16 protein-coding genes are annotated in these 19,276 nt (G+C 43.7%); 12 read left to right on the top strand and 4 right to left on the bottom strand.

The window, feature by feature from the left end; all coding sequences use genetic code 11:
- Positions 1 to 8: 8 nt before the first annotated feature.
- The 4 genes from pstB to ACVBIU_RS08785 all read left to right on the top strand — a co-directional run bounded on the left by pstB (position 9) and on the right by ACVBIU_RS08785 (position 4,580).
- Positions 9 to 827 carry a phosphate ABC transporter ATP-binding protein PstB gene (pstB, locus tag ACVBIU_RS08800; protein ID WP_447161543.1) on the top strand — a complete coding sequence of 273 codons (819 nt, stop codon included), beginning with the start codon at positions 9 to 11 and terminating at the stop codon, positions 825 to 827.
- A 21-nt stretch (positions 828 to 848) separates the two neighbouring features.
- The gene (phoU, locus tag ACVBIU_RS08795) at positions 849 to 1,559 is read left to right on the top strand and encodes a phosphate signaling complex protein PhoU (protein WP_447161544.1); all 711 of its coding nucleotides are present in this window, start codon (positions 849 to 851) and stop codon (positions 1,557 to 1,559) included.
- A gap of 602 nt (positions 1,560 to 2,161) precedes the next feature.
- Entirely contained in the window at positions 2,162 to 4,138 is a 1,977-nt protein-coding gene (locus ACVBIU_RS08790; RefSeq protein ID WP_447161545.1) for a BCCT family transporter, read from the top strand.
- A 79-nt stretch (positions 4,139 to 4,217) separates the two neighbouring features.
- On the top strand, positions 4,218 to 4,580 hold the full coding sequence (locus ACVBIU_RS08785; RefSeq protein WP_447161546.1) for a YajD family HNH nuclease: 363 nt from the start codon (positions 4,218 to 4,220) through the stop codon (positions 4,578 to 4,580).
- A 100-nt stretch (positions 4,581 to 4,680) separates the two neighbouring features.
- Here ACVBIU_RS08785 and ACVBIU_RS08780 read toward each other — a convergent pair whose 3' ends face one another.
- Positions 4,681 to 4,920 (bottom strand): DUF1289 domain-containing protein, encoded by a 240-nt coding sequence (locus tag ACVBIU_RS08780; protein WP_447163593.1) that lies wholly within the window; start codon positions 4,918 to 4,920, stop codon positions 4,681 to 4,683.
- Between the two features lie 274 nt (positions 4,921 to 5,194).
- Between ACVBIU_RS08780 and ACVBIU_RS08775 the strand changes: the two genes are divergently transcribed.
- The 6 genes from ACVBIU_RS08775 (at position 5,195) to oleD (ending at position 13,001) form a co-directional block, all read left to right on the top strand.
- Positions 5,195 to 6,373 carry a chemotaxis protein gene (locus tag ACVBIU_RS08775; RefSeq protein ID WP_447163553.1) on the top strand — a complete coding sequence of 393 codons (1,179 nt, stop codon included), beginning with the start codon at positions 5,195 to 5,197 and terminating at the stop codon, positions 6,371 to 6,373.
- A 108-nt stretch (positions 6,374 to 6,481) separates the two neighbouring features.
- Positions 6,482 to 7,798 (top strand): methyltransferase, encoded by a 1,317-nt coding sequence (locus ACVBIU_RS08770; RefSeq protein ID WP_447163552.1) that lies wholly within the window; start codon positions 6,482 to 6,484, stop codon positions 7,796 to 7,798.
- A 260-nt stretch (positions 7,799 to 8,058) separates the two neighbouring features.
- Positions 8,059 to 9,108 (top strand): 3-oxoacyl-ACP synthase III, encoded by a 1,050-nt coding sequence (locus ACVBIU_RS08765; RefSeq protein WP_447161549.1) that lies wholly within the window; start codon positions 8,059 to 8,061, stop codon positions 9,106 to 9,108.
- Positions 9,109 to 9,240: 132 nt separating this feature from the next.
- On the top strand, positions 9,241 to 10,170 hold the full coding sequence (locus tag ACVBIU_RS08760) for an alpha/beta fold hydrolase (protein WP_447163551.1): 930 nt from the start codon (positions 9,241 to 9,243) through the stop codon (positions 10,168 to 10,170).
- Between the two features lie 5 nt (positions 10,171 to 10,175).
- On the top strand, positions 10,176 to 11,897 hold the full coding sequence (gene oleC / locus ACVBIU_RS08755) for an olefin beta-lactone synthetase (RefSeq protein ID WP_447163550.1): 1,722 nt from the start codon (positions 10,176 to 10,178) through the stop codon (positions 11,895 to 11,897).
- A 6-nt stretch (positions 11,898 to 11,903) separates the two neighbouring features.
- On the top strand, positions 11,904 to 13,001 hold the full coding sequence (oleD, locus tag ACVBIU_RS08750) for a 2-alkyl-3-oxoalkanoate reductase (protein WP_447163549.1): 1,098 nt from the start codon (positions 11,904 to 11,906) through the stop codon (positions 12,999 to 13,001).
- Between the two features lie 54 nt (positions 13,002 to 13,055).
- Here the strand turns inward: oleD and ACVBIU_RS08745 are convergent, their stop codons facing one another.
- Both ACVBIU_RS08745 and ACVBIU_RS08740 read right to left on the bottom strand, forming a co-directional pair.
- Positions 13,056 to 13,904, bottom strand: coding sequence for a mechanosensitive ion channel family protein (locus ACVBIU_RS08745; RefSeq protein WP_447161553.1), 849 nt, complete (start codon positions 13,902 to 13,904; stop codon positions 13,056 to 13,058).
- Between the two features lie 200 nt (positions 13,905 to 14,104).
- Positions 14,105 to 16,399, bottom strand: coding sequence for a U32 family peptidase (locus ACVBIU_RS08740; protein ID WP_447163548.1), 2,295 nt, complete (start codon positions 16,397 to 16,399; stop codon positions 14,105 to 14,107).
- Positions 16,400 to 16,509: 110 nt separating this feature from the next.
- On the opposite strand from ACVBIU_RS08740, the gene ACVBIU_RS08735 reads away from it, so the two are divergent.
- Positions 16,510 to 17,181 (top strand): glutathione S-transferase, encoded by a 672-nt coding sequence (locus ACVBIU_RS08735; RefSeq protein WP_447163547.1) that lies wholly within the window; start codon positions 16,510 to 16,512, stop codon positions 17,179 to 17,181.
- 358 nt (positions 17,182 to 17,539) lie between these two features.
- Positions 17,540 to 18,295: a cytochrome b/b6 domain-containing protein gene (locus ACVBIU_RS08730; RefSeq protein ID WP_447163546.1), complete on the top strand. Its 756-nt coding sequence runs from the start codon at positions 17,540 to 17,542 to the stop codon at positions 18,293 to 18,295.
- Between the two features lie 76 nt (positions 18,296 to 18,371).
- On the opposite strand, the gene ACVBIU_RS08725 is transcribed toward ACVBIU_RS08730, so the two are convergent.
- Entirely contained in the window at positions 18,372 to 19,223 is an 852-nt protein-coding gene (locus ACVBIU_RS08725; protein ID WP_447163545.1) for a pseudouridine synthase family protein, read from the bottom strand.
- Between the last annotated feature and the right edge of the window lie 53 nt (positions 19,224 to 19,276).

The following is a 19,276-nucleotide window of genomic DNA, read 5'->3' as shown; positions in this document are numbered from 1 at the left end:
GAAATAACATGATTTCAATAGATCAATCGGTAATGAAGACTGATATGCTAGACCTAGAAAACCTAACAAAAGAACAAACAGCCTTAGAGATCCGCAACTTAGATCTTAAATATGGCGACAAACAAGCACTATTTGATGTATCGATGAAGATCCCTAAGAAAAAGGTGACGGCATTCATCGGTCCGAGTGGTTGTGGTAAGTCGACCTTACTTCGCTGCATTAACCGTATGAACGACTTGGTCGATAACTGCCATATTGGTGGTGAGATCATGTTGCACGGCCAAAATATTTACGACAAAAAGGTCGATGTAGCCGCGCTACGCCGTAACGTCGGTATGGTATTCCAGCGTCCGAATCCATTCCCTAAATCGATTTACGAGAACGTGGTTTATGGTTTGCGCCTGCAAGGGGTTAATAATCGCCGCGAACTTGATGATGCTGCCGAGCGTTCATTACGTGGCGCTGCGATTTGGGATGAGGTAAAAGACAGGCTGCATGATAATGCTTTTGGTTTGTCTGGCGGTCAGCAGCAACGTTTGGTGATAGCTCGGGCGATTGCGATTGAACCTGAAGTATTATTACTTGATGAACCCACATCAGCATTGGATCCGATTTCAACCTTGACCATTGAAGAGTTGATCACCGATCTTAAATCAAAATATACCGTTGTTATTGTTACGCATAACATGCAACAGGCTGCGCGCGTGTCAGATCAAACCGCCTTTATGTATATGGGTGAACTGATTGAGTATGCTGATACCAATACCATCTTTACGACGCCTAAAAAGAAGAAGACGGAAGATTATATTACTGGCCGTTACGGTTAAGAGAGATAGGGAGTTACAGCAATGGAAAACATGAACTTAAATAGACATATCTCTGGTCAGTTTAATGCTGAGCTTGACGATATTCGCAATCGCGTGTTGGCGATGGGCGGCTTGGTTGAACGTCAACTTGAGCTGTCATTAGATGCCCTTGGGTCGCTAGATGCCGAGCTTGCGCAAAAAGTGATAGAAGGCGATCACAAAGTCAATGGTATGGAAGTGGCGATTGACGAAGAATGTGCGCGCATTATCGCTAAGCGTCAGCCAGCAGCAAGTGATTTACGTCTAGTATTGGCTATTTCTAAGACCATTACTGACTTAGAGCGAATTGGTGATGCCTGCGTAAAAATTGCCAAAGCGGCCATGGATAAGCGCTCTAAAAATCAGCAGCCTTTATTGGTGAGTATCGAAAACATGGGGCGTCATGCCACACGTACTTTGCATTCAACCCTCGACGCTCTTGCTCGAATGGACGCCGATGTCGCATTTGAGCTGCACAAAGAAGACACTAAGCTTGATAAAGAGTATGAAGGCATTATTCGTCAGCTGATGACCTATATGATGGCCGATCCGCGCTCTATTCCTGAAGTGTTAGATGTGCTTTGGGCCGCCCGTGCTGTTGAGCGTGTTGGGGACCGTTGTCAGAACATTTGTGAGTACATTATCTATTATGTGAAAGGTAAAGATGTACGCCATATCTCATACGAAGAGATGGAAAAAGATCTTAAACTTTAAGGTTTTTGAGTCATTGTGTTTTGCTTTGATTGAGTTGTTAAAAAAACGCAGTGAGATTGAGTTCACAATTCTGGTTAAATGTTGAATTGAGTTAATTAAAAAAGCAGCGATAAGCTGCTTTTTTTGTTTCTGCGCTATAGACGAAAACATCGACTCGATAAATAATGTATAGTGTAAGTGAATTTTGTGTTGTTAAAACCTGTGAGCCAAATTCTATTTAATAGTTGAACCATGTCGTTACACGGCAATTTTGGGTTGGGCTATTCAATATGATTTGTTAGCCTTTAGCGGTAAGTAAGTACTTATTTTTTGGTTGTTGAAAGCAACTAAAAAGAAAGGGTATTTATCACTATTGGTAATAGATGTTAATTAATCGACAGTGCTATCTTTAGTTTGCGTGATCCTAATATTAGGTGAAGCTAGTTTCAGATGATGCTCGAGATTTTCTAATCATTCTAAGGTGAGTATCACAGCGGGTTAAACCACAAAATAATGATCCCGTCGGTGTGTGCTTATATTTGGTAATACATTTCTAAGTCCTGGCGGCCCTTTCACACAACGCTAGGCGATGTTGTGTGTTCTTTATTTATTGCGGTAATTCTATGTCGATAAAATCGAGTATTAATCCACCAGTTTTTTTCTCTTCAGTCATTCTAATAACGTTAATGGTATTTGTTTGTGCCGTGTGGCCGACTCAATCACAAGACGTCTTCAAAGCAGCTCAATCCTGGTTCGAACTTAAAGCGGGCTGGCTTTACATTTTAGGTGTTGCCGTTTTCCTGATTTTTATTATTTTTGTCATGGTAAGTCGCTTCGGTGATATCAAGCTAGGCCCAGATCACGCAGAGCCTGATTACACCTATAAGAGCTGGATTGCTATGCTGTTCTCAGCGGGTATGGGTATCGGCTTAATGTTCTTTGGTGTGGCAGAGCCTGTAATGCATTACTTGTCTCCCCCCGATGCCGACCCAATGACGATTCAAGCGGCAAAAGACGCCATGAAGATCACTTTCTTCCACTGGGGTATTCATGCTTGGGCAATTTATGCGGTTGTTGCATTGAGTTTGGCGTACTTTTCATATCGACATAAGCTTCCTCTACTGCCACGAAGTGCATTGTATCCGCTGATTGGTGACAAGATTTATGGTCCAATTGGTCATGCTGTAGATACTTTTGCGGTGCTAGGTACCATGTTCGGTGTGGCTACATCACTTGGTTTTGGTGTATTACAGTTAAACTCAGGCCTTAATTACTTACTCGATGTGCCGGTTAATAGCACTGTGCAAGTGGCTTTGATTATCGGTGTATGTCTGATTGCGACGGTTTCGGTGTTTTCAGGTTTAGACAAAGGCGTTAAACGTTTAAGTGAGCTCAACCTAGTGCTTGCGGTATTGTTACTCCTATGTGTATTACTATTTGGCTCTACAGTAGAGCTACTGCAAGCATTTGTACAAAACACCGGGGCGTATTTAAGCGATATCGTCGGTAAGACGTTTAATTTATATGCTTATGAGCAGAAGAACGATTGGCTTGGTGGCTGGACCCTTCTTTATTGGGGGTGGTGGATCTCATGGTCACCATTTGTCGGAACCTTTATTGCCCGCGTTTCGCGCGGCCGTACTATTCGTGAATTCTTGGTGGGCGTATTGTTTGTTCCATCGACATTGACCTTTATTTGGATGACAGGTTTTGGTAACAGCGCTATTGAAGTGATTTCAAATGGCGGAACCTATCTGTCTGACGCGGTATCGTCAGACGTATCGGTGGCCTTGTTTGTGTTTTTTGAACATATGCCATTTTCAACCTTGTTATCGACAATTGCACTGTGTTTAGTGGTGACTTTCTTTGTAACATCATCTGATTCAGGCTCGTTAGTTATCGATAACCTGACCTCTGGTGGTGATCATGATGCACCTGTTTGGCAGCGTATTTTCTGGGCATTAATGCAAGGTGTAGTTGCTTCTGTTTTGTTATTAGCCGGTGGTTTACAAGCGCTGCAAACTGCTGCGATAGCAAGTGCATTGCCGTTCCTTATCGTTATGCTGCTCATGTGTTTCGGTCTGTACATTGCGCTTAAAGATGACTGGTTAAAAATCAACAGCGTGCAATCACATAATACCAGTGTGCAGTTTACCAAGACCAATGTGAGCTGGGAGTCGCATATTGATGTTTTACTATCGCATCCGAGCCAAGAAGAAGCGCAGAGCTTCCTTGATAGTGTGGCTCAGCCAGCATTAACAAAAGTACGCGATAGCTTCTTAAGTCGCTCAATTACGGCTGAGATTTTAAACTTTGATAACCGTGTACGCTTTGTGGTTCCAAGTGAAGATCATAATGACTTCGTTTACGGTCTACGTACCCGCGCATTTAGCATTACCAATCCGCTCGAAAGTGAAGTGGCTGACGGTGATATCGAATACTACCGTGTGGAAGTATTCTTAGAACACGGTGGTCAACATTACGATGTAATGGGCTTTACTCAAGATCAGCTACTGGCAGATGTGGTGACGCAGTACGAAAAGTACTTGCACTACCTACATCTTTCAAGCTCAGAGTACTTAGGTAGCGAAGCTAAATAATTCGCGTAATTTGCGGTGAAAAGTACCTAGGGTCAGTGATACAATTGGCTCTAGGTAACAAACTTTAATGAGAAACAGCATGTCGACCAATCAAGGGCAAAGTAAGTTAGATAGAGTATTAGCTGAGGCGAGAGAGTATAAAGCCAAGCGTGAAGTGGGTTATCGTGAGCAGGCGCTTAAGCTTTATCCTTGGGTCTGTGGCCGCTGTACTCGTGAATTTAACAATGCCAACCTAAGAGAGTTGACGGTGCATCATCGTGATCATAACCACGATAATAATCCATCAGATGGCTCTAATTGGGAGCTGTTGTGCCTTTATTGTCATGACAATGAGCACTCTAAGTTTGAAGAGCTTATTCAGTATGGTTCTACGACAGAAAACAAAGTTGAAGCTGCGACTTACAATCCATTTGCGGATTTGAAGAGTATGCTGAAAAAGTAGACCGTAAAGAGTTTAAAAAAGCCGCGAATGAGCGGCTTTTTTTGTATTAAATATCTCATCCTGGGATGTGTTTATATATTTAGGACAGGAACAGGATTGATTAATCGGCCTCTGAGCGTTCTAGTCTGCTCTGGGCTTCAATCCATTTGGCCCGACTGAGGATGGCACTATTTTCCCCGCCTTGCATCTTGGCCTTGCGCTCAGCCAGATTTTGCCAAATGAGCGCTTTACGTTCATCGCTTGCCTGCCCCCAACCGACTATTTCATCGATATGGCGATAACAGCCCATACAATAATCTTCATCATTTAAGCCGCATTTGGCCACACAAGGTGATTGCATCATAAGGTTTGTGTTGTATTTCTTGTTCGAATTTGCGGCAGATTCTAAGTTAGCTAGAATTAGCTTACAAGTGAAACTCTTTTCATTGGCCTAGAGCTTGGCTTTGACATTGGTATTGACGTGGCTAATTCATAATATGGCTAATGAGGTAAGTAGACATAGCGATAGGTATTGTTGATGTCCGATGGTAGAATTATAAGTTGATGTTTTTAATAAACTATTTTAATTGAATTTCAAATAAATTCTAATGAATTGTGTATTTTCTGGAGGAGTTATGAAAGCGATGTTTCGCTTTTGTTTGATAGCCGTTGTCGCGTTGCTGACAAGTGCGTGTTCACTGTTAGAAATTAAATTGGAAAGCGGCATTGAGCCGTTGCCAAAAGATCAACTCAATATGCGCGTTTTTAGTCGCGACTTTAGTACGGTTTTTTATAGCCAGGTAGAGAGCGCTGCTGATCTGATAGAGCGTAATACCGACAGTATTGCGATTAAGTCAAACACCTTAATGTGGAAGATTAACGCCGAGCAGAATCTACAACACACGATTTTTCAAGCATCACCAACAGCAGCGATGATTGATACTTGGGTGTTTACCGAGCAGATGGCACAGTTTTTTGAAACGGGAGCGGGCAAAAACTTATTTGCAGAGCAACAACCCGTCGCTGTTGAGACCAGTATCAAATTACGAGATCAGTTTGAGCGCACAATTAAAAATCTAGGTGGCGCTAATTTTAAAAAGAATCAAGAGTTCGTGAAGCAATACGCTGCGAGCCACCCCATAAAGGATATGGCGTTTGCACGGGAATCGGCATTTACCGAATGGCTTGAGTTCCATAAGATCAGTGAGTTTGATGCGGTGACGACTTTCGGCACCGTCCCTGAGGTGATGAGTGATATCTCTGACCGTATGGCGATGATCGCCGAGCAGATGCCAAAAATTTTAGGCTGGAAAGCCGAGCTATATGCCTTGCATTCCAACATTAATGCCGATGAAATTCAGCGCACGCTAACAAATATTAGCGATACCTCAGCTAAGTTCCAGCAGTTAATGGCACAAAGCCCTGAAATGATGCAAAGTTTAGCCGTTGATATGCGTAAAGAGCTCACTCCGCTATTAGATCAACTCAGTGCCAGTACCGATGATAAGCTAAAGCAGTTGTCGGTTGAGCGTCAGGCGCTAGAAGTTATGGTGAAGAATGAGCGTATTGCCCTAGAAGCGATGGTTGCTCGTGAGCGCGCAGCAGCGGCGATTGACTTAGAGCAGATTTCACAAAATGCGGTAGAGGTGGTTTTTCAGGAGTTGGCCAAGACTCTTAAGAGCTTGATTTTGTACTTCGTACTCTTCCTACTGGTGGTGTTTTTCGCGCCATTAGGCCTAGGGGTGTGGTTAGGTAAGCGTATGCAAATTAAAAAGCTAAACGCCTCAAAACCCGAAGTTAAGCAAAAAGCTTAATCGGATCTAGCCGATGACATGTTAAACTGGCGAGCACTCTTCATAGGGTGCTCGTTTTTATTGCAGCGCTAAACCGCTGTGTGTTGCAACATTAAATTAGCTAAAAAGATGACTGTCACTTCAACTCAATCTCTACCTTTGTGTAAGCAAGCTGCATTAAGCGCAGCGCAAAAACTTAAGCAGATAGACGCGCTGTTAACGCAGAGTCAGTCGCTATGGCGTAGCCGCTCTTTTGAGTGCAACGAGCTGCCTTGGAGCGAAAGCTTTCCAAGACTAGCTAAAGCGGTTTGGCAACTCACTGACGACTCACTTGATGCCATTGATGCTTGTCAAAATAGATTGAATGAAGCCTTGTTAGGAGCCTTGTCAGAGGATTTGCTTGCTCAAGGTTTAACATGGCCGCTTGAGTTATTGCTGCAATCAGCCATAGGTGCTGATATTGGCTCCAGAGTTGCGACAAAATCAACAACAAGCTCAACAAAAAAATTAGCATCAACAGCACTGTTAACAGCAGAAGATGAGCCCCATTTTAGTGCCCATATTAAAGGCCGTAAGTGGCAACAGATTAATGCATTTGTTGCCACACTTCCGTTTGATGATACGCCAGTGCTTGAGTGGTGTGCAGGAAAAGGTCACTTAGGTCGGCTCATTGCAAAAGCCCACCAAAGACAAGTGGTCAGTCTTGAATGGCAGCCAAGCCTGTGTGAAGCCGGTGAGCAATTTGCAATAAAATGGCAACTACCACAAACTTTTATCTGTGCAGATGCCTTTGCTGGCCAAAGTGAGCAGTTACATACTGAGCAACTTGCCGTAGCGCTACACGCTTGCGGCGACTTGCATGTTAAACTACTGCAGCATGCCAGTGATGCTGGTACCAAGCAGTTGGTGATTTCACCTTGTTGTTATCACCTTATTCAAGCCAAGCAGTATCAAGCGCTATCGACAGTGGCTAAGGCGAGTGAGCTTAAACTAAGCCGTGCAGACTTGCAGTTGCCCTTACAGCAAAGCGTTATTGCTAACGACAAGCATAAGGGTTACCGGTTGCAGGAGATGGCTTGGCGACTCGGTTTTGATGCGTTGCAGCGCAAGGTGCGCGGTCTTGATGAGTATCTACCTGTTCCCGCAATCAAGCAGAGTCAGTTAAATGATGATTTTGCGGTGTTTTGTCGTTGGGCGGCTGACGCGAAAGGGTTAGCTTTACCTGCTGATATCGATTGGCAAGAGTATTTGGTGATTGGAGAACTGCGTCAGCGCTTAACTCGACGCATCGATCTTGTGGCGCATCTATTTAGGGCGCTCGTCGAACAATGGCTGTTACTTGACAGAGTATGCTTTCTTGAAGAGCAGGGCTACCGAGTAACCTTGAGTGAATTTTGTTCAAACAGTATTACGCCGCGAAATGCGCTAATTCACGCATTTAAATAGATTTTTCAGGCTAGCTCAATTTAATCTTATCGTAACAAACTGTTTATTAAGTTGTAATTAAGTTAGCTGTGATTGAATCCGCGCGAAAAGAGAGGCTCTTTAGTAAGTAAAGTCTATGATAGGTTGGATTAAAACTGCTCAGTAATGAGGTTTTTTATTGAATCATCAGCTTTTTCTTGCTCAAATGGCTGGTTAATAATAAATAACTATCTAGATGGGCTGTAAATTCGCCTATCTTGTGAGTGACGATAAGCAGTTTCATGAAATATTCCCGCGTTTTTATTAATAGTATGGCCTACGAGTTAGCGCCTGAAGTTGTATCGACTTCGGAGCTAGAATCTCGTTTAGCGCCTTTATATCAAAAGTTTCGTATTCCAATGGGGCAGATTGCTACATTGACAGGGATCCATGAAAGACGCTGGTGGCCAAAAGGGCACCGTTTATCTGATGGTGCTTTAGCCGCGGCACATAAAACCATTGATGAAACCGGTGTGCAGATCAGTGATTTGGGCGCAGTGGTTTACACCGGTGTTTGCCGCGATCAACACGAACCTGCAACAGCTTGTCGTATTGCGGCAGAGCTTGGCGTGTCTAAAGATACCGCGATTTACGATATCAGTAATGCATGCTTAGGTGTGCTATCGGGTATTTTAGATATTGCGAACCGTATTGAGCTTGGTCAAATTAAAGCTGGCCTAGTGGTCTCGTGTGAGTCGGCGCGTCATATCGTTGATATCACCATAGATAAGATGCTGGCAGAGCCAACCATGCAAAACTACGCGCAGTCTTTGGCAACCTTAACGGGTGGTTCTGGTGCGGTAGCGGTGTTGTTGACCGATGGCAGCTTAAATCTTAAAGGCAATCGCCAGCACCAATTATTGGGTGCGAGTCACTTGTCGGCGCCGCAGCATTATGATTTATGTCAGTGGGGGCTTGAAGAAGCGGGCCCACAACTGTATCGCGAATATATGCGCACCAACGGTGTCGCCCTGCTTAAAGAAGGTGTGGAGCTTGCACGTCATACGTGGAGTCACTTTCTTGAGCAGCGTAACTGGTTAGTTGAGCAGGTCGATAAAGTAATTTGTCATCAGGTTGGCGCGTCGAATCGTCGTAATGTACTGAGTGCATTGAATATCCCTGAAGAGAAAGAATTTCCAACCTATAAGTTGCTTGGCAATATGGGCACGGTTTCATTGCCCGTTACGGCAGCAATGGCACATGACCAAGGCTTTTTGAAAAGCGGCGATCAGGTCAGCTTTTTAGGAATAGGCAGTGGTTTGAACTGCATGATGTTAGGTCTTAAGTGGTAAGTCACTATATATGGGTAAGCGCTAACGAGTAAGAGTTCACACACTTACGTTAATAGGAAGCTTGTCCATATACAGGCTAGCCCCCTTTAGCTAATAAAGCGTTCGACAAGTAACACAAAGATAGGAAACGTCATGCTAGACACTCTGCACCCTTTTAAACGTAACTACTTAGATAGAAACGGCAACAAGCTTCAGTACGTCAATGAAGGCCAAGGTGAGCCTGTGGTGATGGTACACGGTAACCCGAGCTGGTCTTTTTATTATCGCAACCTTATCAGTGCATTAAGTGATAAGCATCAGTGCATTGCGCCTGATCATATCGGCTGTGGTTTGTCTGATAAGCCTGACGACAGTGGTTACGACTACACCCTTAAAAACCGTATCGATGATTTAGAAGCCTTACTCGAACACTTAGATGTGAAAAAAAACATTACGCTGGTGGTACATGACTGGGGCGGAATGATAGGCATGGGATACGCGGCGCGTTACCCTGAACGTATCAAACGTTTAGTTATCCTTAATACTGGCGCATTTCATCTTCCAGCGAGTAAGCCATTCCCGTGGGCGCTATCGATTTGCCGCAATACTTTGCTAGGCACGTTTTTAGTGCGTGGTTTTAATGCGTTTTCGTCGGCTGCATCTTACGTTGGTGTTAAGCGTAAGCCTATGCATAAAGATATTCGCGAAGCGTACGTTGCTCCCTTTAACTCTTGGGCGAACCGAATTTCGACACTGCGCTTTGTGCAGGACATTCCACTAAAACCTGGCGATCGCAATTATGAGTTAGTGTCAGATATTGCTGCTAGCTTGTCTAAATTCAAAGATGTTCCCACCGTGATCTGTTGGGGCTTGCAAGATTTTGTGTTCGATAAGCACTTCTTAACCGAGTGGAAGCAAAGAATGCCTCATGCCAAGGTGCATGAGTTTAGCGATTGTGGTCACTATATTCTTGAAGACGCGAGCGATGAAGTCATTGGCCACATTAAAGACTTTATGGCTGAAACCGAAGTGAATACGCAAGCTAACCCAGACCCAGTATCTAACACTGAGTCGGTAGCGTAAAGCCGATGGCAACACTGGTTAATCAAAACAATGACGGCGCAAATTTGTGCCGTCATTTAGTTAGTGCCGCACAGACACTTCCTGACTCTCTCGCAGTTGCAGTGCAGCAGTCTAACAGCAGAGCCGTCAGTGGGCTGCGTTATCAAGAGATGGACTTTCAAACCCTTAATGCTAAAAGTGATGAGATAGCCAGCGCGCTCCTCAGTCATGGTTTAGCGCCAGGTATGAAGGCGGTGTTGATGGTGACGCCGAGTATCGATTTTTTCTGCTTAACCTTTGCCCTGTTTAAGGCCGGAATAATTCCAATTCTAGTCGACCCGGGTATGGGGATTAATAACCTTAAGCAGTGTTTTGAAGAGGCTAAGCCTGATATTTTTATCGGGATCCCTAAGGCCCATATCGCTAGACGCCTATTTGGTTGGGGAAAATCGACCGTTAAACACCTGATCAATGTCGGCGGTAGCTCGATAGTGCGGGCATTAACAGGGGCTGCTCATTTAGATAGCTTATTGAAAGCCAATCAATCAGCGCCTTCTCAGCCGTTTGAGATGCAATGGCTAGATCAAGATGCCATGGCGGCGATTTTATTTACTAGCGGTAGCACGGGGACGCCTAAGGGCGTAATTTATTCTCATAAGATGTTTGAGGCGCAAATTACAGCGCTTAAAAATGATTATGGGATCAAGCCCGGTGAGCGAGACTTAGCCACCTTCCCGCTATTTTCATTATTTGGCCCCGCATTAGGCATGGCATCAATTGTGCCTGATATGGATGCCAGTAAGCCGATTACCGCCAATCCTGAATTTATCTTTGCAGCTATAGATAAGTATCAATGCAGCAATATGTTTGTAAACCCAGCTCTAATAGAGCGATTGGGGCAAGCGGGAGCGTCTAAAGCGCATAAACTTAGCAGCATTGAGCGTGTTATTTCAGCGGGAGCGCCAGCAACAATTTCATCGATTAAACGCTTTAGCTTGATGCTTAATCAAGATGTTGAAGTGCTTAACTCCTATGGCGCAACCGAGTCTTTACCTATTAGCAAAATAGGAAGCCAAGCCTTGTTTGACACAACTTTGGTAACCGATAACGGCGGCGGAATTTGTGTGGGTAAAGCGATTGATGGCGTTGAAATTGCCATCATAGCTATCGATGAGAAGCCGATAGCGCGCTGGCATAACAGCTTAGCCTTATCTGTTGATGCAATTGGCGAAATCGTTGTTAAAGGCCCCATGGTGAGTCGCAGTTATTATCAGCGCGACAGTGCAACCTTGCTGGCAAAAATTCAAGATGGTGACAGTATTCGCCACCGTATGGGAGATTTGGGTTATTTAGATAGTGATGGTTTATTGTGGATGTGTGGCCGAAAGGCGCATAGAGTCGATGCAGATGCTTTACCAGCAACCAATAACCAGACTAAACGTTATTACTCTATTCCCTGCGAACGCATCTTTAATACTCATAGCGACGTAAAACGTAGTGCGTTAGTGGGCGTTAACATTGCTGGCAAGGTAACGCCACTTGTGTGTATAGAGCTAAAACAGTCTGTAGCCTGCTCACTATCTGCTGTGCTTTATAGTGAACTTAGAGCGATTGCCGAGCAACATGCGCAGACTCGAGGTATTGAGCGATTCTTAATTCACCCCGATTTTCCTGTTGATATTCGTCATAACGCTAAAATTTTCCGTGAGAAATTAGCTGTTTGGGCACAAAAGCAGATCAAGGAATAATCTATTTTGTCAGTTGTTATCGATACGCTTAGCCTGAATGATTTCCCCCCTCAAGAGCAGGCCGCGTTAACGGCGCTTAAGTACAAGGTTAATCGCGCCTTTGTTACTGGAGCGGGAGGCTTCTTAGGTAAAGCCATTTGTGAGCGTCTACTCGCTGCGGGTATTAAAGTCACAGGGTTTGCCCGCGGAGCATATCCAGCATTAGATGCAATGGGCATCGATATGATCCAAGGTGATATCGCTGACGAGCAGGCAGTGTTATCGGCTATGCAAGGCTGTGATTTAGTGTTTCATGTCGCATCCAAAGCGGGAGTCTGGGGCAGTAAACAAAGCTATTTTTCACCCAATGTCGACGGTGCTCGCCACATTATTGATGCCTGTAAAAAGCGTCATATTGAGCGTTTGGTTTACACCAGCACGCCAAGTGTCACCTTTGCTGGGGAAGATGAAGCAGGCAATGATGAATCCGCGCCCTATGCTGAACATTTTTTGAATTATTATGGCGAGTCTAAGGCGATAGCCGAGCAGATGATGCTTAACGCTAACGGTTGCATACTGGGTAATGGCAAACACTTAGGCACCACAGCGCTAAGGCCACATCTTATTTGGGGGCCAAACGATCCACATCTCGTACCACGGGTGCTTGAACGTGCAGTAGCAGGTAAATTGAAGCTGGTGGGCAAGCAAGACAAGCTAGTCGATACCATCTATGTGGGCAATGCAGCTTACGCTCATATCTTGGCCGCGGTTAAACTTTGCAGTGAAGATGCGAGTCGTGCCGCTTGTGCTGGTAAAGCCTATTATTTGAGTAACGATGAGCCGATTACTATGGCGGAGATGCTAAACAAAATCCTCGCCTGCCAAGGGTTTGCACCAGTGACAAAGCGAGTACCGAGTCATGTGGCTTATATGGCAGGGTGTGTGCTTGAGGCTGTTTATGGTTTATTAGGTAAGCAGCAAGAGCCAATCATGACGCGTTTTGTCGCAAGGCAGCTTTCGACCAGCCATTATTTTGATATCAGCGCAGCCAAAAATGATCTCGGTTATAGCGCCTTAGTGAGTATTGATGAAGGGATGAAGCGACTTAAGACCTCTTTACAATAAACAAGAGCAGAGCTTTGCGTCATTACAGACGCAAAGATTCAATTTATCTAAGTTCTAAATAATCTCTTCTTTACCAAATGCCTCATGGTAGGCAATCATAAAATCTTCTCTGATTAACTGCTCTAAATGAACAGCCTGCTCTGTCGGGCAGAAAATCATGATATGAACATTTTGTTCGCCATTTACGCCACTATTGATATGAATATGCGGCTCAGGCCCTGGTAGGTCGACACCTGCGTGTTTTTCAATAATGCCATTATAACGCTTAGCCACTTCATAAAAGTCTTCGCAATGTGCTTCAATTTTCTCATGGAGTTCAGGGAACAGTGGGTACAAGTTATAAAATTCCACCACAGTAATACTAAAGTCATGGTAGACATAACGCTTCATAAAGTTGAGGTTTTTCACCGCATAGCTAAAGAACATACTATTAGGCAAGGTGGCTGTTTTACCGGTGAAGTGATACTGGCCGTGGTATAGATCAATTTCTTGAATAACCGTTGCCATTAAGTTGTGCTCAATCACTTCGCCACATATTTTGCCTACTTCAATCCAGTCGCCAATCACAAACGAGCGCGAACTCGCTCTTTGAATCGAACCGGTAAAACACAAAATAATTTCTTTGGATGCCACAACAAACGCAATCGCAATCGCGGTCACCGACAGGGCAAATTTGCTGATTTCTGTCTGCCATAGCATAAACAGAATCACAAGAATTAAGATAAAAGTGCCGTTTTTAGTACGAGACATCCACTTGCGCTGAATTTCAGTGAGAAACGCCACATCACCACGAATTTGGGAAATGATTAAGCGCTTAACAAGTGAAATTAAGACGATGACTAGGACTGTAAGTAACAGTTTATGGTTTAATAAAAAATCGACCACTAGTGTTAGATTCTCCACAAAGCCCTCTTTTGAATTTTAATTAAAGTAATAACGTTCGCTGAGCCATCACTGTAAGGCAGTGATTTATTAATACCAATCTAAAACATTATAAGCAAAATTATCGTGTTATGGCGATAGCCTGACTTAAACCGGCTGTTTATATGACTTAATCATCACACCGCCAACCCCCTCAAGTGAAGGGATTGACGTTTTGGTTATTATAAACCGTTGTGATACTGGCTCACTGTTGATTGCGGCACCATGCGATTAAGCGTGTCGACGACTTGAGGTTCGCCCTGCAATAGTTGCTCAAACTGCTCGATGAGCGCCACTTTATCGGGGGCGGTTTTATCACCTAAACCGATATTGGTTAGATCAATCATAAAGCCATCAAATAGATGAGCAAGATCATTGATGATCTCAATATTCAAAAACTGATCTTGATTGTAAATGCTTGGATAGCCTGCTTTTTGCTTATCAATCGCAAAATTATCACCTTTAAGATTGGTAATGCTTGTCGATTTATCGCATGACAACATACAGCCATTATCGATACGGGGCTTTTCACAACCAACACTCTGTTGGAAAAAACACTGCCTACTGGCCATCAATAGAATAGGGTGGTAAATGCTGTAGAACATTTTAAAATTGGCAGGACGAGCAATGTGTTTTATCTGCTGCAGGTTTATCTCATTTGAGACAAAGGCACCACTACAATCAAACTGCTCCTGTAATGCAAGTAACGCATAGGAGTTAGTCGTGTTTAAAAACGGCCCTGCAATCCACTTAATACCTAGCTCGTATGCTCGGTAGGCAATACCGGTATTATTGGTCACAATCAGTGCCGGTTTGACTTGCTCTAATAGGTTGATAGCCACATCAAAGTCTTTACCAATTAGTACCGATGGGAACCAAGGGATGAGTCGTGGGTTAGCTTTTAAGAAATCAACATATTGAGTGCAACCCCGCTTGTAAGCATCAGGAAGCTTAAAGTAAATGTCTGCGTCGGTGGCATCAAGTAGCGCAGTATCGGCCTCATCACAGATTAATATCGACAGTTTTGCTTGTTGGCTAGGTATTGGCTTTGGATGATTAACCAGTTTAGGCAGTTCAACTGTGGGCAATACTGGCGTTTCATGGTTGAGTTGAAATTGTATCTGTTTTTTAAGCACGCTCAGTTCTTTAAACGGGATACTTAACCCTGTCGCTAAGTCGTCGATATTGAGTAGTTGCAGATTAAATTCGGCATTGTTTAAACTTTTAAAACGTTTCTCAATGGCGCTGCTATCGATACACGCATCGTCACTGTTAACCAGTAAGCTACGTGATTGCACCACAAAATGTTTTGCCTCAAGCTGGGTTTGTCCCACAACAAAGTCTTTGGTGCTAACCCTAATTGATAGGGGGCTACCGAGCTTGCCTGCAAAGGCGAGCGTTAGCGGTAGCTTCTCAATGCTTAAGTGCTTTATCTTATCGGTCACGCTTGCCTGGATCTGGCTTTTCTCTACTTGCAGTGCTTGCTCAGCATCGTGGATCTGCACCACCGAGATGGATTGACTGCCATTGTTAGTTAACTTGTCTTTTAGATGGTTTTTCGAGTGATCACGAGGATTATCGATAAACATCGATTGATTTAAATCGCCTTTTAAGAAGGCGTTAGTCAAATCTCGATTAAATACTTTATAAAGGCGTTCGCCATCTTCGAGTAGCTCACCTGTGGCTAAGTAGCCGTCAATTTGCTTACGAAAGCTGTCAATGACGGTATGAACATAACTCGCGCCTTTGATGCGTCCTTCAACTTTAAATGAATGCACTCCGGCTTCGATTAAGGCGGGGAGATCGAAAAAGGCCGAGTTATCTTTTATGTTTAGCGGGAAATTATTGCCCGATGGCGTGGTTTGATATTCTTCACGGCATGCTTGACTGCATCGACCGCGATTGCCTGAGTTACCGACACTTGCTGAGGTGGAATAACATAGCCCTGAGAAAGCAATACATAAAGAACCGTGTACAAACACCTCAGTGGTAATGTCGTGCTCACGACCAGTTGCAGTGAGCGCCGTGATCTCACGTAAGTTAAGTTCTCTTGATAAGTTTACCCGTGATGCACCAAGCTTTTTAAGAAAAGGCAGTTGGCCAGCATTATGGGTGGTTAACTGCGTGGATGCATGGATTGCTAAGCTCGGGAAATGCTTGGTAAGCAGATGGAACATACCGATATCTTGTACGATAACGCCATCTAAGGTGGTATTAACCAGACGACTTAATAGCTTAGCGAGAGACTTAAACTCTTGCTCTAAGATAACAATATTTAACGTGAGAAATATTTCACATTGGTATTGGTGTGCAAGTCGAATAATGCCAACCAGTTCTTCAAAGGAAATATTAGCGGCGCGGTTACGGGCATTAAACGTATCTAAGCCACAGTAGACTGCATCGGCTCCTGCAATAATGGCCGCTTTTATCGCATCGACATCACCGCCCGGTGCTAATAATTCAATTTTCGGATCCATGGTTACCACTTGTTGTCATAAATTTAGAGGGGATGTTACCCGTATATTTTGCGAATGAATATCGTTAAAGTAAATTATTCGCATTTGCTAATGGAGCTCTGCAAGTCACAATGGATAAAAGCATACAATTACCCGTACTCTACTCGTTAAGAAATTGCCCATACGCAATGCGTGCAAGATTGGCTATCTATGCCTCGAGGCAGCAGGTTGAATTACGGGATCTCGTCTTAAGTAATAAGCCGCTTGAACTTCTTCAAGCATCACCTAAAGGCACGGTGCCGGTTTTGGTACAAGCAGATGGTAAGGTTATCGAACAGAGCCTAGAGGTGATGCTGTGGGCATTAACCTTAAGTGATCCAGATGACCATCTCGATAACGCAGATCCACAAGCATTAGATGAGATGCTCGCGCTTATCACGGTTTTTGATACAGAGTTTAAAGTTTGCTTGGAAAAGTATCGTTGCTCAAAACGCTACCATGAAGCCTCTCTTATTGAAGATAGAGAGGCCTGTGAAACCTATTTAAAGGGGCTTGAACAACGATTAACCCAACACAAATATTTAATGTCAGATAACCCCAGTTTGGTTGATTTAGCCTTGTTACCTTTTATACGTCAGTTTGCTCGGGTCGAGCGGCAATGGTATCGGCAATCACCTTATCCCAACTTGAGGGATTGGCTTAATAGTTATTTACAAAGTCGAATGTTTAGCAAAGTAATGACTCAGCATCCATTATGGCTAGAAACAGGTGAAGGGATAGTGTTTAGCGCTAATGATTTGTAATACGATTCAACACATTAGATCCAAAGTAAATGTTTAAGAGCCTGTTGTTGCTTATTAACGAATATTAACTGAAACTTAAATCTGTTGAGTTATAATGAGTGCCTAACATTAATGAAGCCATTAATGTAGCCATCAAAGTGAGCTCTTAAGTGAGTCTCAAAGTCAGTATTAGGGCTGAGGTATATTCAGACCTTACGCTTGGCTTCTCGCGTTTGCCATCAATTAGCAAAAGTTTTGTGATGTGATTGCACTTATGGCGCCGCTCAAATATGTACGCGCGATGTTTAACACAGGTTAGCACAGGTTAGATGGGTAAACCTTTTAGCAGTATTCCTTTACGCAATATAGAACTGAAATAATGAGTGATGAATTTATGACGGGCAAAGAGAACAGCGAACAGAGCAAGTGGGTTAAATATGTCGTTTGGGACAAGTCGGTTAGGATTTTCCATTGGATTAACCTTATTTTGGTAACCAGCTTAATGTTTGTTGGCTTGATTATGTTATTTAAGTCAGAACTTGGGATTACGGGTCTAGCTGCAAAAATAAAACTCAAAGAGTTGCATATCATTATTGGTTACCTATTTGCGGTCAATCTAACGATTCGGTTGCTATTTGGTGTTATTGGCAGTCGCTATACAAAGTTCGCCCATATGCTGCCTAGCCTTAAGCAGAGCCGAGACTATCGAAATGCGTTAAAAGCGGGAGAAAATCCACAATATCTGGGTCATAACCCGTTGGGTAAATTAGCTGTTGCAGTAATATTTGTGTTGTTAATTGTGATTATGGCGACAGGATTATTCCGCGCGGGGACAGATGTGTATTACCCGCCATTAGGTGGGACGGTTGCTGAGTATTTAGCACAAGATGGTGTCGCACCAGCCTCGCTCAAACCCTATGATGACACTGGGGTTAATCAAGAAAAAGTGGCACAGTTAAAGCCCTATAAAAGTATTATAGGTAAGGTGCACCTTTATGGTTCATATTTACTCATGCTATTGATATTTATTCATATAGTCGGTGTCGTCATCGCAGAGTTACGCCATCAGCCAGGAATTGTCTCAGCGATGTTCTCTGGTAAAAAGTACCTTAAAGATAAGCCTGTTGACGAGTAAGCTAGATAGTTTATGAGCTAATATTTAATAAGAAGCCCGCATATAGCGGGCTTTTTTATGTTTGGTCTACAACTTGCTATTTACGCTGTGATTGAAACTCTGGGCGATAGCTTTGCGGCAGTTCAAATACTTTGTGCTCAGCACTCATTGGGCAGGTAAAGCTTAAATGGCAAGAGGTGAGCTGTAGGTTAGGTGTGAGTTCGCTGCCATTGCCGTGTTGCCGATCACCGACCACTGGGTGACCAATACTTGCCATATGGATGCGAATTTGGTGCTTACGTCCAGACTCAATCTTTACCTGTACTTTCGACTGATTAAGCTCGCTGTTGTATTCAAGACGATGAGCATGCGACAGCGCCGACTTATTATCAACATCGGTGTCGATTGTGACCTTGCCATCGGGGAACTTGCCCTCAACAATCACTTGATAAAATTTATCCAGTGCACGGGTCTCAAATAGATTAGCAATCGCAGCGGTGACTTTTTTGCTATGGCCTAAGACTATCAATCCGGTGGCGGCGAGATCCAATCGATGGATGATGTAAGCGCTTCTGGCAGGTTCAAGGTGAGTTTCAGCAAAGCGATTAATGGTGGTGTGGTCGCTCCATTTAGAACCTTGGCAGCGCATGCCAAAAGGCTTATACCAAATACTGTATTGCCCCTCATCGAACAGCAACTCTGCATCATTGACCTTTTCATCTAACACTGCTTGGTTGTAATAGAGGTGGATTTGATCACCGACCTTTAATGCTTTTTTCGCGCGGCGAAGGCGATTGGTTTGCTTACCATGACTATGCCAAACCGCGCCTTTTTGCATTGCTTGCTTAATAATTTGCTTGGATAAGCCCGTATCTTCTGCGAGCAGGGTAGCAGCATCAATTTCACTGGACTGGACTTTGATATGGGTTTCTATTTTTAACGGGCTCATGATTAACAGTTCGCAACAGGGTGTTATTTAGCAAGCTGGTAATTTTACACGAT

The organism is Shewanella sp. 30m-14, from assembly GCF_052977125.1.
The sequence above is the reverse complement of the archived record's forward strand: the minus strand, read 5'-3'. Positions and strand labels throughout refer to the sequence as shown.